This is a genomic window from Pseudobdellovibrionaceae bacterium, assembly GCA_020635075.1.
Taxonomy (GTDB): Bacteria; Bdellovibrionota; Bdellovibrionia; order Bdellovibrionales; family UBA1609; genus JADZEO01.
This window is the reverse complement of the sequence record JACKAM010000003.1, coordinates 237,572-252,355: the sequence shown is the minus strand read 5'-3', so window position 1 is coordinate 252,355 and position 14,784 is coordinate 237,572. Positions and strand designations below refer to the sequence as shown.

Genomic DNA, 14,784 nt, shown 5'->3' with positions numbered 1-14,784 from the left:
GCAGTCCCAATCTCGGTCTCAAGAATGAAATTGGGACTGCGCATATCACTTGAGGACCTGGAACCTTTTTATAGAACCTTTTTACAGCATTTGGTCGTAGGGGAGATCCATGCGGGAGGCGACGATGCGGATGATTTCAGCGGCGGTTTCTTCCATGGCGCGGTCGGTGACGTTAAGGACAGGCCATTTGCGATTTTTTTTGAAAAGTTCCTGGGCGTATTCCATTTCCTTTTCAATGTATTTGAGGCTGGCATATTCGCCCCCCGGGTCCTGGCCAAACTTTTCCAAACGTTTACGGCGGATGCGCAACAGGCTGTCATGATCAATCATCAGGCCGACGATTTTGCGTTGGTCGATCTTAAATAATTCTTCTGGCAGGGGAGTGCCCACGACCAAGGGAATGTTGGCCACCTTCCAGCCCTTGTGGCTCATAAAAATTGACAGCGGGGTTTTGCTGGTACGGCTGATGCCGACCAAAACGATATCGGCCTGGTCTAAATCCGTCAGTAGTTTGCCATCGTCATGCTTAACCGTGTACTCGATGGCCTCGATGCGTTTGAAGTACCTTTCGTCCACCGTCCGCAGCAGACCCACCTTGGCGTCCTGACCCTGGGTGCCGCCAAAATAGTCGTCGAGAAGATTCATCATGGGGCCGAGTAGATCAATGGCGGGGATGCCCTTTTCCGAAGCAGATTCCAAAATCTTTTTGCGCATGGAATTGCTCACTACCGTATGGGCGACCAGGCCTTTCTTGTCGAACACCTCGCCCATGAGATTTTCAATTTGCTCTTCAGTGCGCACGTTCTTACAGCGAACAATATTGATTTCTTTGTCGTGGAAATGAACCAAGGCCGCCCGCACCATGGTGGCCGCAGTTTCGCCCGTGCCGTCAGAAATAATATAGATCGTCCCTTGCACCCGACTCATTTTAGAGGTTCCTCTTTGGTTTCCTGATAACCATCGAAGGCATTATTGATGAGTCTTTGGGCCTGCCTTAGATGATCCTGGCGCCAGGGTCCGGCAATTGAAGAAATCAGAACAAAGTAAACTCTGGGGAGTGGTTGAAGCAAAAAGGCCTCTGCATCCGAATCGACTTGAAGAAAAGAAAATCCACTTTGAGTTAACCATTTGCCGGCAGCCATACTCTTTATCAGCGAGGGTCCCGGCTGGGGAAGTGGGCGGCTGTATGCTATGCCCTCTTTGGGAAGTGGAAAAACCACTCCACGAAAAAAGAATTGTTCCAGGTTTGGCTTTTGCCCTCCTCGGGACTTCAACAAGAATCCCGCATCGAAAAAGGGCACCAAGTTTTCCAGCACCAGAGATGGAACGTCCCGACCACTTAAACTCAAATCAGGAACGAGGGCCTTCACCAATGAGAGATTTTGATCGACCTGAAAGGAATGCATTTGCTGAAGGGTTTCCTTCGCCTGCTGCTGTTGTTCCTCGCTGTCTTTTTCCAGCCAGGCACCGAGTTTTTCCTCGACAGTTTGAAAGTGTTGAAACAACTGACGCAGGCGAGGAGTGGTCCAGTTGCTGGCCGACCGAGAGCTGAGGCGACGTTTTGGAATTTCTCGTTCGAGCATAGAGGTCACTCCAGGAAAACAGCGGGTTCCACAAGATCCCGTCTGTTAATTATTTCCCGAAACAACCTCGCTGACCAGGGTTATATCCACTGAGGTTTGTGGTTCGGGCCAGGCCTGAATGAATTCGTCCATAGACAGTCCTGGTGGCAAAAACACCCTGAGATTAGGGCGTTTGAGTTGATCCCAATTGCGATGCACAATTTCAACCCAGCCTTTAGCCTCGTCCTTATAGGGAACTTCCATGGTCATTTCGTTGGGCAGGTGAGAGTGACTGGCGACAAGCAATGGTCGATTTTGCTCCTCCCTTGCGTACTTAACAAAGGTGAGTTCATTTTCGACGAGGATTTCATTGAGTTCGGTATTTGGTTTGCGGGGCGTGTGGCTCTTGGCCCGAGAGATCTGAAAGTTCAAATACCAGTCAATTTTTCGCGCCCACTGAGAGACTTCAACCTGGGGTAAGACCCACAGGTCAGATCCCGCCCCAAATGCTCCAGCCTGTGAAAGTTTTTGAATGGCCATAAATCTATCACATTCGGTTTTGGCAGTCGGGTCAAGCTTCGGATTGGGCCACTTGATCCAAAATGCCGTTTACAAATTTTGCGGATTCGTTGGTGCCGTATTTCTTCGTCAATTCAACGGCTTCATTGATGGCAATGGCTGGAGGAATCTTCTCTTCCGCCAGGCGTATCTCAAACACGGCAATGCGCATGAGGTTGAGATCCACCAAGGCCATGCGCGCCACTGTCCAGTTGCTGGCGTGGGATTCAATCATCTGGTCGATATGTTCGCGCTGATCACTAATGCCTTTGAGCAAGACCTCGGCGTATTCCCAGACTTCTACGGGTGCTGTAAAGCTACTCTTAAAGCTCTCCAGTCCGGCGTGAAAATCCAGCCCAGGAGCGAACTCCTGCTGAAACAAAACCTGGAGGACCAATTCACGGGACTGGCGACGGGAGGGCGCAGGCTTCATACCTCGGCCTGCGTTTCGCGCTCAAGGCTATCAACAAATTCCTGGATATCCTGAAAGGTGCGGTAGACACTGGCAAATCGGACATAGGCCACATGATCCAGGGTGCGTAATTCGCGTACGACCTGTTGACCAACAAACTCCGCTGGCACTTCCTTGTCGCTCGCCTCCATTACGGCCTTGGCGATTTTGTCCACCACGTGTTCGATCTGAGACAGACTGATGGGTCTCTTTTGGCAGGCGCGCTGAATGCCGCGTTGGAGCTTCTCTTTGGAGAATTGCTCGCGCCGGCCGTCTTTCTTTACGATCATGGGGTAGGTGGAGAGGATGGCTTCCGAGGTGGTGAAGCGGTACTTGCACTGCAGGCATTCCCTTCGCCGACGGATGTCCCCTTCCTTTTGGATGCGCGTATCGAGAACCCGGCTTTCCGGGTGATCACACTGTGGGCAGTTCATTGATGCATTCCTTCCCCTAAATAGGCGGTCAGGATTAAATCAGTTTGCCCCCCGGGTCAAGGCGCCTGTCCTCGTGATTTCCGATGGTTGTCGCTCTTGGCAAAGATTGCCACGGGGCAAAATCTCATTGAACCCAAAAGGGATTTTACAGACAATGGGGCTATGAAGCGATCGGCCCACCTCTGTTGTTTGTCTTTCTGTCTTATGCTGCTGGTAGGCATTGGCTATGGGCACCGGGCTCAGGGTGGCGAACGGCAAACAGGCAAGAAAGCTGCCAGTAAGTACTTTGCTGACCGCAAAAAGGTGAATCCCCAACCCGTGATTGAAGTGGATGATCGGGGTTCAGGTCGATCTCCTGCCCAAGCAGGGGGACCTCGTGTTCTGGCTCTCCACGTCGGTACATATTTGGACGACGACGTCTATAAGTGGGGAAGTAGGGACAATAAAGATGCAGGTAAGTTGACGGCGGGTGTGACCTACCGAATTGGCGAGTGGGTCAACTCCATGGATTTGTATCTGAGGGTGGATTTCAACACATACAAACTTAAAGAGGGGAAGCCCCTCAAGATGAGCCTCATGCCGGTGGTGACTTTTCCCGATGCCAACAGCGGATTTCCTCTTTATTTTGGCGCTGGCGCGGGACTGGGAATCTATTTTAAACAGATCGATGATGAGGGCTCTATTTCCTTTGATTATCAATTGATCACTGGGGTGAGGTTTTTTGAGTTACTTGGCAGTGCTGGTTTGACAGTGGAAGCCGGTCTAAAAAATCACATTCACCTGCTCAGTGATGGCCAGTACAACGGCGTTTTTGCCGCCGTGGGTACGGTGTTTAATTTCTAAAGGCCACAAATGAATTCCCCCCAACCACGACTGCACCGGCCCTGGCTCTACGGGCTCATCAAAGTTCTCAACGACACTTTTAATGGCGGTTACTACGCGGACAAAGTGCTGGAGAGGCACTTTAAAGAAAACAAGAAAATGGGCGGTAGGGATCGACGGTTTTTTGCCGAGACCTTCTATGAAACCGTTCGCTGGTGGCGGAGGCTCAGGTGGGCTGCCGGTCTCCCGGAGGTCCACATTCAGGGGCAGGTTTCCGAGGAGGAATTTCGACAGGTCCTGGTGGCCTGGTTTTCCATTCATGGATTCGACCTGACTCCTTTTCACGACGAAGGTTGGTCGGCCGATGCGGGTAGAGTCATTGAGTTGTGGGAGACAGCGCCCGCCGGGGCGACACGGGAGTCCTATCCTGATTGGTTGTGGGAAAAGGGCACGGAAGAGCTGGGTGAACATTGGTCTGAGGTGGCCCATTTGTCCAACTCCCAGGCGCCCATTTTTTTGCGCACCAACAGACTCAAAACCAGTCCTGAAAAATTAAAAAAGGACCTGCAGACGGAAAACATCAGTTGTTCTTTGGTTGCCGAGTTTCCCGATGCCCTGATGCTTGATCAGCGAGCCAATGTGTTTGTCACCCAAGCTTTTAAAAACGGTTGGTTTGAGGTTCAGGATGTGGGTTCACAAACCGTGGCGCCCTTTCTACAGGTGGAGCCAGGGCATCGCGTGGTGGACGCCTGTGCGGGGGCCGGAGGGAAGTCCCTTCATCTGGCGGCACTGATGAACAACAAGGGAAAGATCATGTCCCTGGATATTCATGAGTGGAAACTCAAGGAGCTGCGCAAGCGGGCTTCAAGAGCCGGCGCGGATACCATTGAGGTGAAGGAGATCTCGTCCACCAAAGTGATCAAGAGGCTGCAGGGGCAAATGGATCGGGTGTTGTTGGATGTTCCTTGCTCAGGATCTGGAGTGATTCGCCGCAATCCCGACACCAAGTGGAAGCTGAGTCAGGAAGAGTGCGATCGTTTGCTGCAGACCCAGAAGGAGATATTTTCCGGATACGCCAAGATGGTGAAGTCGGGTGGAAAGCTGGTCTATGCCACCTGTTCGTTGTTTCCCTCGGAAAATCGCCAGCAGGTGGAGGCCTTTTTAGCGGCCCATTCCGAGTGGGTCTTAGAGGACGAGGAGGTCCTCTTGCCCCGTCAGGGCCTCAACGATGGTTTTTATGCTGCCCGCCTCAAGCGCGGGTGAAGGTTCATTTAGCCGTTAAATATGACGGACACCAGGTGGGCTCCGAGAGCCACAGCCGTCAATCCGGCAGCAAATCCTTCTAGTGAGAACCAGTACGCCATTTCATATTCCTCCGCACTTCTCAATCACTACAATCCCAGTGCCAGAGCGTGAGCAAGCCGCCATCTTTTCTCTGCCCTAAGTGAGCGAAATCTAACCATTAATCTGCATTGTGGCAGGTTATTATATGGATAAGTCAGACTGATGGTTGTTTTGTTCAATGTTGGGACGATTTCCGTCAGTTTATCGGTGGCGGAATTTAGGAGCCTCTGTCCGATGATGAGACAGTCTTAAGATTGGGTTCACGGTTCGTGGGAAACCCCCTGTAGACTGGTTATATGGAACTTTTGGCAACTTTTCTATTTTGTGGCATCGGCCTCGTCGTGTTGGCCAGTTGCACCCGTAACACGCAAATGGAATATGTGCGTGTTCTGAAGAACAAGAAGTTGCCGGTCCGTCGCGCTCCGCGCTGATGGAACGGTTAAAGAGATCGGGTTCGAACTGTAGAACGTAAACGAAGGACCAAAGATGAACCGGAAAGATATCCGAGTCGTCCTGATAGCCTTATCAGGTGCGCTTATTCTCTCCCAGTATCAGAACTGCTCACCAGCAGGGTCACACACCAGTGCACCCGCAGAGGGCGATACCGTTCGTGTGATTGAGGACTGGATCGAAGCCAAGGTGACCTTTGTGGAGCCTTCACTCGACTTGCAGTCTGAGGTCAATGAAACCAGCTTGGACGGTCTTTGTGCCCGCAAAGGGAGTAAGCTCCTTTTTTGGCAATTGGATGACGGCCAGGGTGAATCTCTCACCGGCGGTGAAGCCCAGTGTGTGGGTGGCGGCTTTAATCTAATCGTGGATCAACTTCAGTATCTTAATTGTGATGCGGATTATTGGTTGTGGGTGACAACGCCAGAAGGGGAGGGCTCGGCCCTCAGAGTACGCAAGCGCTGTCCCGCCGTTCTTGCTGAGCCACTTGAAACCGCAGCCGGTGGCCGTGAATCCTGTTTTATGGAATTGGTCGAGCGGGAAGACGGCATGAGCTGCCAAAAAGTTTGTTATATGGAAGGTCGGGTCTACTACCAGAACAATGAGGACCTAGGGTCCTGTCGCCATATTCAGGCCAATGCTGGTGGTATTTAGGAAAGGTTGTACGTTGGTGGTTTAAAGTTGGAAATCCAGCGGCCGACCCGCTGGTGCTCCAACGATTTCTTTGTCCCGCATGGCCACTTGGCCATTAAGAAGGGTGGCGATCGGCCACCCTTTTACTTTGTAGCCGTCAAATGGGGACCACCCTGATTTGCTGGCAATCCACCCATTAGTGATCTCTTCTTCACGATTTATATCAATGACCGTCAAATCAGCCCGAGCCCCCACTTTGATCTCGCCTCGCCCTTCCAGCCCCCAGATGCGGGATGGGTTATAAGCCAGGAGTTCCACCAGGCGCCCGAGGCTCAAACGCCCTTGGCTCACATGATTGAGCATCAAAGGTACAATCGTCTGCACTCCCGTCATGCCCGAAGGGCTTTTGGGATACTCTTGACGTTTTTCATCCCGGGTGTGAGGAGCATGGTCAGAGCCAAGAACATCCACCACTCCGTCGGTGACGGCCTTCCAAAGACCTTGCCGGTGGCGCTCGTCTCGGATGGGAGGATTCATTTGCGCCAGCGTCCCGAGCCTTTCATAACATTCGGGTGCCGTCAGGGTCAGGTGCTGAGGTGTACACTCGACTGTGCAGATATCTTTTTGATCCTTGAGGAACTCCATTTCTTCAGCGGTGGTTACGTGAAGAATGTGCAGCGGGTGACCAGTCTCGCGTCCCAATTGAACGATGCGCTTGGTGGCCCGCAATGCCGTTTCCACGTCCCGCCATTCAGGGTGGAGTTCCACCCGACCAGGAGAGTTCTCCACCAAAGAGAATCGCTCCTTCAAGCGGAACTCATCCTCACAGTGCACCGCAACCCGCCTTTTGCCCACGCTTAAAACCTGCCGAAGCTGCTCATCTTCAGCAACCAACAGACTGCCGGTGGAGCTACCCATAAAAATCTTTACTCCGCAACAGCCGGGGAGGACTTCCAACTCAGCCAACTTGTGAATGTTTTCCGTTGAAGCTCCCAGGTAAAAGGCATAGTGAGTCCACGCACGATTTTTTGCCCTGGTCATCTTGTCAGCCAAATCCAAAGCCGACACCGTGTTGGGTTTAGTGTTGGGCATCTCAAATACTGCGGTGATGCCACCCAATAGAGCCCCTCGCGTTCCCGAGGCCAGGTCTTCTTTGTGCTCCAATCCAGGTTCGCGAAAATGAACTTGGGTATCGATCAGTCCAGGAAGAATTTGTAGTCCTTTGGCTTGAAAAACAGTCTTGGCCTGCTCGGGCTTGAGCGAACCAAGGACCTGAATGCGTCCCGAAGAGATCCCCAGATCCACGGACTCAAGCTTCCAACTGCCATCGGATTGTCGGAGAAGACACTCACCACCTTGAATAAGGAGCTCAAATTGTTGAGTATTGTGGGAGTTCATAGACTAAGGTCTAACATAAATCCCATTTGAGGGACAGAATTCTTTAGGCGAGCTTAACAGATCACGGTCTTTGGTGCCGGCCTTGTATCTAAACCGATGGTTTTCTTGACGATTTCTTCCACAGCCAGCGAGAATAATAGAAACAAGCATGGATGCGTTCTTAAATTTCTTTATCTCCAATCTCGCTGTCATTATCCAATGGCTAATTGCGGTAATTCTCCTGTTGGTTGGTGCGTGGTTTGTGTTGCTTATCTTTGGCAAAGGAAAGAACAAATCGGGCGAGGCCTTGGATATTTCTGATTTGGGCTCTCTTGAAGCCACACTCAAAGAGATCGCACAAAAAGGAATTGCGACTGGATCTTCTCCTGGTACTGGGGCAAACCCAGCTGCGGTTTCGTCCGGAGGTGAGTTGTCAGACGCTGGAGCAGAGCTAGCTGGTGCGGGTAGTGCTTCCATGGAAAAGATCATGCAAGAGCTGGCACAAAAGGAAGCTGAAATCCAAATGCTTAAGGCCAGCAGTCCGCCAGAGGGTGCCCCTGAAGTTGATGTCTCGTCCTATCTGGAAAAAATCCGCGACTTAGAAGGCAAGCTGGCCGAGTACGAGATCATCGAAGACGACATTGCCGATCTCTCGCTCTACAAAGAGGAAAACGCCCGCCTTAAGCGTCAACTGGAGGAGATGGGCGATGCGGTTGGCGCCACTAGCGGTAAGGTCGAAGAGCCTGTCGCCGATGAAGGCAAAGAGGAAGAGGAGGTAGCCGCCACTGGTGAAAAGGGCGAGGATCTGGTGAAGGAGTTTGCCCAGGCCGTGGAAGTGGGTGGAACTGCAGCCAAGCCTGACGAAACAACGAACGAGATTGACTCCAACGAAGTTCCCAGTGGTGATTTAACCAGCGATCTTGATGTTCTCAATGAAGCCATAGCCGAGGTGGAAGCTGCCGCCAGTAGCGAATCTGCGGAGGATGAACTGACTGGTGAAGGGGACGTCCCGGTTCCCGAGTTAGCTGACGAGGCTCCGGCAGCAGTGGAGGAGGAAGCCCCTCCGGTGGTTGCGGCTGCATCCGCCGAGCCTCAAAATGAGGAGGAAGTGGAAGTTCCTGAGGATAGCGGGGGCGATGACATATTGGCCGAGTTCACCCGAACCCTTACGGATTCCATTCCTGAATTAAATGAAAAGAAGAGGGCCAAAGAAGCCGCAGCCAAGTCGAAAGATGTCGAGACAGATAGTACCGCCTTTGTTGAAGAAATGGCCGACACCGGTTCGGTCGATACCAACAAAATGCTGGCGGAAATGGCCGAGCTGGAAGCTGTTGGTGAGGCCGATGACAATGGCGAATCGGCATTGGAAGGCGAAGTCGACACCGACCAGCTGGCTGCTGAAGCCAGTAAGTTAATTTCAGGCGAGTGAGAATCAACCCAGAGTTCAGCTTAGTAACGGGTCAAGTGGGGGACCCAACAACAGGAGATATAAATTGCCGGCCAAGGAATTTGTCTTAAGCCTAATTGTTCTATGTTCCATCTCAATTTCGGCTCAGGCGGCGCCCAATCGCGGTCAAACAGAAGGCTTAAAGCCTTCATCGATCTTGGCAGGGCCCTACCGTGATCGCACTGTTCGCGCTCTTCGCCAGCCCTTGAAGGAAAGATTACTAATGATTAAGACCTTGGGTAAAGGCGGTGTTGCGGCTCTTCAGGAGTTAGCCTTTGATCCCCAGGAACCCCTGCAGACCAGATGGCGGGCAACCACCGCTTTGGGACAGGCGTGGCCCAAGCTGGCTGAGCCGACTCTGGAGAAAGCCCTCCAGAGTGACGAGTGGTTTATGCGCAATGCTGCCCTCATCGCTTTAACTCATGGTTCGCGCAAAAAGGTATTGGAGTGGTCTGAGAAACTATTGGACGACAAAGCTTTGGTGGTTCGCACAGCCGCCGTTCAAGCTATCGATCGGGTAAGTGGTAAGGAGCTTTCTGAAAAGTTGTGGTCTCGACTGAATGCCAAGGAGAATTTCCGCAATCAGCAGAGTCTGTGGATTCGTAAGCACATTGTTCGTGCCCTCAGCAAGTTTGGCCGTCCTTCAGACACTTCTCGATTTATTTCGGCACTGAGAGATGGGGACAAGGATCTTCATCCTTATGCCATAAAAGGTCTGGAAAGATCCACTGGTCAAGTTCTTGGCAGCAAAAAGACCACAACCTATTGGAAAAAGGAAAAGTGGTTGGCCTGGTGGAAAGACAACACCAAACAAGCCTCCTCTGCCAACTGATCTAGGAGCGATTCATTTTCTTTTGCGCCTTTTGCAGGGCTTTGTCGATCAACAGCTCACGCTTGATCCGGTAGAGAATGGAGCGCTCCTCCAAACCATCGCTGGGTAGCTTTTTGCTGGAGGCAAAAAAGTCTTTTTTCATTTCCGTGTCCTTCATGACCGTTACGCGTACGGAAGATCGGCCATCGACCACACCTTTAACCACTCGTACATTGAGCTTGTAGGATAAGCCACCAGAGGCGCTCTTGCGATGAGGAGGCATCCACACTTTGTAGCCCTTGATATTGTCGGTTTCCAAGACTCCCAAGTCCATGTTGTTTACACGAATGGGATATTTTTGAAGAGCCAACTGAGTGGCCCTCCAGACTTGATCGAAACTGGCAAAGTAAATTTGTTCTCGGGGACCAAAGGTGGCAGGGGGCTCGCGGTTATCCGCAAACAATGAGCCGCACCCGCTCACCAGTGAGAACAATAGAATCAGACTAGAAGTCAGCCGCGTTGCGGGTGACGTGAGTAATTCCCTCAAGTAAATCAACTCCTGTCCCAGGGCTATTGCCAGCGCCAGAGGCGTCTGCTGAGCGGCCCAAATACATCACTTCCCAACGATACTTGCGGTTAGGCAAGCGGTTCAAAGTGAAGCTCGGTAAGCGAACAGCATCCACCCAATTGGAAGTGAAAACCTCCCATAGGCGCGTTCTTCTCTCAGATTTTACCTTGCCTGATGCAAGCTCCTCAACCTCTGACAGGACTAAATATGTGGCCACAGGCAAAATTCCCGCAGGAGCCTGTGGTGCCTGCATTTTGACAACATTTGGCTCAATTTGTGGTGGAGCAATCATGTCCAAGAAAACCGGCGCAGCCGAATCCTGGGCACTCTGGAGAACAAAACTGAGCTGATTAAACACAGCACCAGGGGCCAGGCTACCGCCAGCCAAGATGCGAATGCCTTCATCGCCGGAAGCAATTTCTGCTTCAGCATCCATCGGAGTCATCAGATCAGCACTCATGACGGCCATGCGCGGGGATTCCCCGGCTAGGTTCTGACTGTTGGTCAATACATGAAGGACATGAGCGGCGGCAGCAGCACTGGAGGTTTTTAGATTCAATGATTGATTGGGCAACAGTCGTTTTAGGTCTGTGGGCACCAACATCCCGTCGATCTCAGCCATTGCCAAAGACAACAGTGACTTGTCCGCAGGATATTGAGGGGCTTTGACAGCAATTGAGGAGTTAAATCCCACAGGTGCAACCGACATGTCAGCCCGGCCACCTGATTTATTCACGCCGACTTCAGTCATTCCACCGCTTAAGAATTCAAAGTGATTCACCACCTCAAACACGCTCTTGCCACCACGGACATCGTCGATCACCTTTTTGAAGGGGAACTTTCCATGGAGAGCAAAGAACTTGTGCTGCCCTTCCTGACGAACGTAAGTGCGGTAGCGAGGCTTATTCAGTTTAATGGGAATAATGTAGCTCTCGGTTTGGCTCGGCAAAGTCAGGTTGGAAGGAATTTCCAACTTTTGGCCGGCAACACGAATAGTGTCCACCGAAGGACTGACAACCGCAGAAATATCAAAGTGCAAAAGCTTTTTCTGCGTAAAGCCCGGGATCACCAAACCAAAATCCACCATGCCATCGCGGGGCAGGTTGCCGAAGTCAGTGGTGTTTCCTTTTACCTCTAAATTGCCCTCACCTTCAGCTGCGGAGACCTGAAGAGTGGTGGTCGTGGGCGGGACACTGTCATAAGTCGTGCGAACATTGCCTGCTGATACCACTGTCACGGGAAGGGCGGCTTTCCAATCGCTGGGAATGTTGACCAGCCCAGAAGTATCCGTCACCAGTTCATTGCCATTGAATGGATCATTGGCATCATAGCCAATAAGAATTTTTGCCCCAACTAGCGGCTGACGGCCTTCATCCAAAAACTGAATGGTGTTGGTCTCAGGGGCTGTCGAGTTCACCGCAATAAATGCCGGATCTCCGCCACTTCCCTGATTCGTGATCGCACTTTGATTGTCCTTCTTGGTACAAGCTGACGACAATAGAACAGTCGCAGCCGTCGTCCAAATGAGACGAGACAGCTTCATACATCCCCCTCTAATGTTTGATCTTATGGAGTCCCCCATCCCCCGAAGGACTTCCCATCTCTAACTTCCTCACTTTTGTCCGGCTTTACCTTCAGGGTCAAGGTGGCCCAGCAATGGTAAACTTTTCCATGCTCGATAACGCGACACATAAACGACATTTTGCCAATCTGGTGGGGGTTTCTCCTCTCATTGACAGGTGAGGGCCCCTTTAGGTAGAACTGACGCCTTCTAGCCTCAACTCTTCCATGACACCGAAAGGCATCAAGCCCCGGCATATTGGGTGGGTCTGCTATCTATAATTTGTATGTGGCGGGGTAGCTCAGTTGGTTAGAGCAGCGGAATCATAATCCGCGTGTCGGGGGTTCAAGTCCCTCCCTCGCTACCATTTGTCAAGCTTTTCGAACACCGCACACTAGAAAAATTCAAAGAAAAGTCAGAGGCGGCAGGGCACGAATCCTGGCCGCCTTTTTTATTGGGAAATTCAAGAACTTTGCCGGATTTCTGACATAAAAAAAAGCGAGAGCCCAAATCTAGGGGCTCTCGCAGGAGACTCGGCTTATCGGCTTTATAGCTGATTGTAACGCTTTCTTTGCCAACTTCAATTCTATGAATCAGTCTTTTAATAATCTTGGCTTTGATGGCCTGGTCATCCCCTCTAAGCAAATCTTTTAGAGAGGCTAGAAACTTCCGATATTCGCTCAGTTCAATCGGAGGCTCTGCTTGTCTACCGCTATCCGTACCCCGCAGCCTCTCTATCTTACCGCTTGTTTCCGCCTTTAGGGCCTCTATTCGCTCCATTTGTTTAAAGATGGGCTTAGCGGAAACTGATTTAGGCAGTTGTGAAAGCCGCTCGGCCAAAGCATCTAATTGACTGTTGTAGCTGTAGAGCTTGGCCTTTAGACTCTCCAACTCCTTGGTGCTGGAGCTTTGCTTATGCACAAGCTGCGCTTGTAGTAACAGCTTTCTAACCAATGGTGCATTTGTGACTAACTTTTCAACCTCGGCTAAAACAATTTTTTCCAGTTTGTCGGCTAAAAAACGTCGATGATTTCCGCAATCAAAACTTTTCTGGGTAAGGGTAGAGCCCCTTTTTGTGCGCCATGAATGTTCATAGTAAGGGATTTTTCTCTTTTTTCCATGGGCGGACTTTCCCGACAAATGATCTCCACAGATTTCACAAAAGGTGATTCCTGAAAGCAAGTAAGGGTGACGTTTGGGATAACTGGTTTTCCTGCGCGATTTATTTTGGGTTAACATCTTTTGCACGCGGTCAAATAAATCCCTCTCGACAATGGCTGGCCACACGGCATCGACTTCAATTTCGTCGTCCTTATCCTTGTAGGTTCTTACTCCCACATAGACTTTATTGCGTAATATATGATGAAGGTTTTCCACAGTGAAAAAATCAAGTCTAAATTTACCACCACCACTGGTAAAACGCTCCATTTTATAACCATTTTCATTAAGCCACTTTGCTGTTTTCGATAGGGATTCTTCTTTTAAAAACACCTGAAAAGCCCGCTGGACAATCTTGCTTTGATTTTTGTCTACATCTAAGTACCCAGGTTTATCAGCAATCAGTTTGTAACCAAAAGGCACTACACCACCGTTATAAAGTCCACGTTTAGCTCTGGCGTTCATGTTTAGAGCGACTCTTTCAGAGACCTGCCTTCTTTCAAACTGGGCCAAATTCGCCATCGAAAAGAGCACTAATTCCCCTGCCGCCGTGGTCGTATCAAAATTTTCTCGTAAACTTTGAAATCCACATCCATGCGACTGCATGAGGTCCCAGATTTCCGCAAAATCTTTAATAGAGCGTGAAATTCGTGACAATTCTGTGGCCATTACAAAATTGATCTCTCCTTGTCTGATAGCTTCCAAGAGTTTTTGCAGCTCTGGGCGATTGGTGTCCTTCCCTGACCTGGCACGATCAATAAAGACTTCCTTAATTTCACCAAAGTGCCCGTGAGAGTTTTTAAACTCCACATGGGACTTAAGACGCTCTTCCTGATTTCTAATGGAACCTTCAATATTCTGAGCCTGTTCCTCGGTTGAGACTCTGATATAAAATCCAATTTTAAATGCTTGCTTCTTTTTACCCATTGCTAACTGTCCTTCCTACGACTCTATCTGTCGTACAAATTTCAGTAACAGTGGATTGATTTGAATTTTGATGGGGCTGGCGAAGGAAATCATAGATAAATTCTGCGAGTTCCGCAACTAAAAATGTATATTCCTCCTCAGAAACCGCTTTTGGCATGAGTTTTACTTCTGGACTCCAGAGAGTATTTTGCCTTTTTGCCCCTGTTTTAGCTTGATTTGACATTAGATTTTGCATCCGCTTGGTCAATTAGGGCCTCAAAAAGCTTTAAGGTCCTAAGTTCCTTGTGCAAACTTTCACCCCTTAGAATGTCCAGGGATTTTAAAACTGCAATAAAATTTTTTGTATCCAATATTTCATAAATGTCATTAAAGTGAATACCACCCTCGCCATTCCAAATATCAATGGCAATGTTGATTAATACCTGTTCGCCGGAACTAAATGATTGGGCGAACTTTTTTAGCGACTTCGCATCCGCTCTTAGCTCTGGTTTTTCTTTATTAAACAGAAATAAAAGAAAGCCTGGAAAGCTGGCAAGTAGGGCCTTTATTGCTAGAAGCCGTCTTTTATCGCCTGCGCTACAAACCTTCCAATCGATATCTATTGACTGAGTATCATTCAAAATCTCTTTCTCCTAAAAGTTAATTTCAATAAAACAAAAAAGGGGGAATCCATGAGGACTCCCC

Annotated in this window: 16 protein-coding genes and 1 tRNA gene; 6 read left to right on the top strand and 11 right to left on the bottom strand. The window is 50.1% G+C overall.

Annotated features, from left to right (window positions below):
• Positions 1 to 81: 81 nt before the first annotated feature.
• Genes H6624_15705 through nrdR form a run of 5 tightly spaced genes read right to left on the bottom strand, consistent with a single transcriptional unit; the run spans position 82 to position 3,005 of the window.
• On the bottom strand, positions 82 to 927 hold the full coding sequence (locus tag H6624_15705; GenBank protein ID MCB9085792.1) for a kinase/pyrophosphorylase: 846 nt from the start codon (positions 925 to 927) through the stop codon (positions 82 to 84).
• A complete protein-coding gene (locus H6624_15700) occupies positions 924 to 1,583 on the bottom strand; it encodes a hypothetical protein (protein MCB9085791.1) in 660 nt (219 codons plus the stop codon). Before H6624_15700 ends, H6624_15705 begins: the two co-directional genes overlap by 4 nt.
• A 45-nt stretch (positions 1,584 to 1,628) precedes the next feature.
• Positions 1,629 to 2,102: a hypothetical protein gene (locus H6624_15695; GenBank protein MCB9085790.1), complete on the bottom strand. Its 474-nt coding sequence runs from the start codon at positions 2,100 to 2,102 to the stop codon at positions 1,629 to 1,631.
• A 31-nt stretch (positions 2,103 to 2,133) separates the two neighbouring features.
• Positions 2,134 to 2,553 carry a transcription antitermination factor NusB gene (gene nusB / locus H6624_15690; protein ID MCB9085789.1) on the bottom strand — a complete coding sequence of 140 codons (420 nt, stop codon included), beginning with the start codon at positions 2,551 to 2,553 and terminating at the stop codon, positions 2,134 to 2,136.
• A complete protein-coding gene (nrdR, locus tag H6624_15685; protein ID MCB9085788.1) occupies positions 2,550 to 3,005 on the bottom strand; it encodes a transcriptional repressor NrdR in 456 nt (151 codons plus the stop codon). The genes nusB and nrdR overlap by 4 nt, the downstream gene beginning before the upstream one ends.
• A gap of 162 nt (positions 3,006 to 3,167) precedes the next feature.
• Here nrdR and H6624_15680 point away from each other — a divergent pair, with 162 nt between their 5' ends.
• The 3 genes from H6624_15680 to H6624_15670 all read left to right on the top strand — a co-directional run bounded on the left by H6624_15680 (position 3,168) and on the right by H6624_15670 (position 6,272).
• Complete coding sequence (locus tag H6624_15680; GenBank protein ID MCB9085787.1) at positions 3,168 to 3,848, top strand: hypothetical protein; 681 nt, start codon at positions 3,168 to 3,170, stop codon at positions 3,846 to 3,848.
• Between the two features lie 9 nt (positions 3,849 to 3,857).
• Positions 3,858 to 5,090: an RsmB/NOP family class I SAM-dependent RNA methyltransferase gene (locus H6624_15675; protein ID MCB9085786.1), complete on the top strand. Its 1,233-nt coding sequence runs from the start codon at positions 3,858 to 3,860 to the stop codon at positions 5,088 to 5,090.
• 567 nt (positions 5,091 to 5,657) lie between these two features.
• A complete protein-coding gene (locus H6624_15670) occupies positions 5,658 to 6,272 on the top strand; it encodes a hypothetical protein (protein ID MCB9085785.1) in 615 nt (204 codons plus the stop codon).
• Between the two features lie 21 nt (positions 6,273 to 6,293).
• Here the strand turns inward: H6624_15670 and H6624_15665 are convergent, their stop codons facing one another.
• On the bottom strand, positions 6,294 to 7,649 hold the full coding sequence (locus H6624_15665; GenBank protein ID MCB9085784.1) for a dihydroorotase: 1,356 nt from the start codon (positions 7,647 to 7,649) through the stop codon (positions 6,294 to 6,296).
• Positions 7,650 to 7,797: 148 nt separating this feature from the next.
• Between H6624_15665 and H6624_15660 the strand changes: the two genes are divergently transcribed.
• Both H6624_15660 and H6624_15655 read left to right on the top strand, forming a co-directional pair.
• On the top strand, positions 7,798 to 9,057 hold the full coding sequence (locus H6624_15660; protein ID MCB9085783.1) for a hypothetical protein: 1,260 nt from the start codon (positions 7,798 to 7,800) through the stop codon (positions 9,055 to 9,057).
• Positions 9,058 to 9,121: 64 nt separating this feature from the next.
• A complete protein-coding gene (locus H6624_15655; GenBank protein MCB9085782.1) occupies positions 9,122 to 9,907 on the top strand; it encodes a HEAT repeat domain-containing protein in 786 nt (261 codons plus the stop codon).
• Position 9,908: 1 nt separating this feature from the next.
• On the opposite strand, the gene H6624_15650 is transcribed toward H6624_15655, so the two are convergent.
• Together H6624_15650 and H6624_15645 are read right to left on the bottom strand one after the other, a co-directional pair.
• The gene (locus H6624_15650; protein MCB9085781.1) at positions 9,909 to 10,349 is read right to left on the bottom strand and encodes a hypothetical protein; all 441 of its coding nucleotides are present in this window, start codon (positions 10,347 to 10,349) and stop codon (positions 9,909 to 9,911) included.
• A gap of 40 nt (positions 10,350 to 10,389) precedes the next feature.
• A complete protein-coding gene (locus H6624_15645; GenBank protein ID MCB9085780.1) occupies positions 10,390 to 11,997 on the bottom strand; it encodes a hypothetical protein in 1,608 nt (535 codons plus the stop codon).
• A gap of 308 nt (positions 11,998 to 12,305) precedes the next feature.
• On the opposite strand from H6624_15645, the gene H6624_15640 reads away from it, so the two are divergent.
• Positions 12,306 to 12,382: transfer RNA gene (locus H6624_15640), tRNA-Met, on the top strand.
• On the opposite strand, the gene H6624_15635 is transcribed toward H6624_15640, so the two are convergent.
• From H6624_15635 to H6624_15625, 3 genes are read right to left on the bottom strand one after another with little or no spacing between them, the layout of a single operon-like run.
• A complete protein-coding gene (locus H6624_15635; protein ID MCB9085779.1) occupies positions 12,361 to 14,100 on the bottom strand; it encodes a recombinase family protein in 1,740 nt (579 codons plus the stop codon). The two genes, H6624_15640 and H6624_15635, sit on opposite strands and share 22 nt — an antisense overlap.
• Complete coding sequence (locus tag H6624_15630) at positions 14,093 to 14,323, bottom strand: hypothetical protein (protein ID MCB9085778.1); 231 nt, start codon at positions 14,321 to 14,323, stop codon at positions 14,093 to 14,095. The genes H6624_15635 and H6624_15630 overlap by 8 nt, the downstream gene beginning before the upstream one ends.
• Positions 14,307 to 14,720 carry a hypothetical protein gene (locus H6624_15625; protein MCB9085777.1) on the bottom strand — a complete coding sequence of 138 codons (414 nt, stop codon included), beginning with the start codon at positions 14,718 to 14,720 and terminating at the stop codon, positions 14,307 to 14,309. Before H6624_15625 ends, H6624_15630 begins: the two co-directional genes overlap by 17 nt.
• Between the last annotated feature and the right edge of the window lie 64 nt (positions 14,721 to 14,784).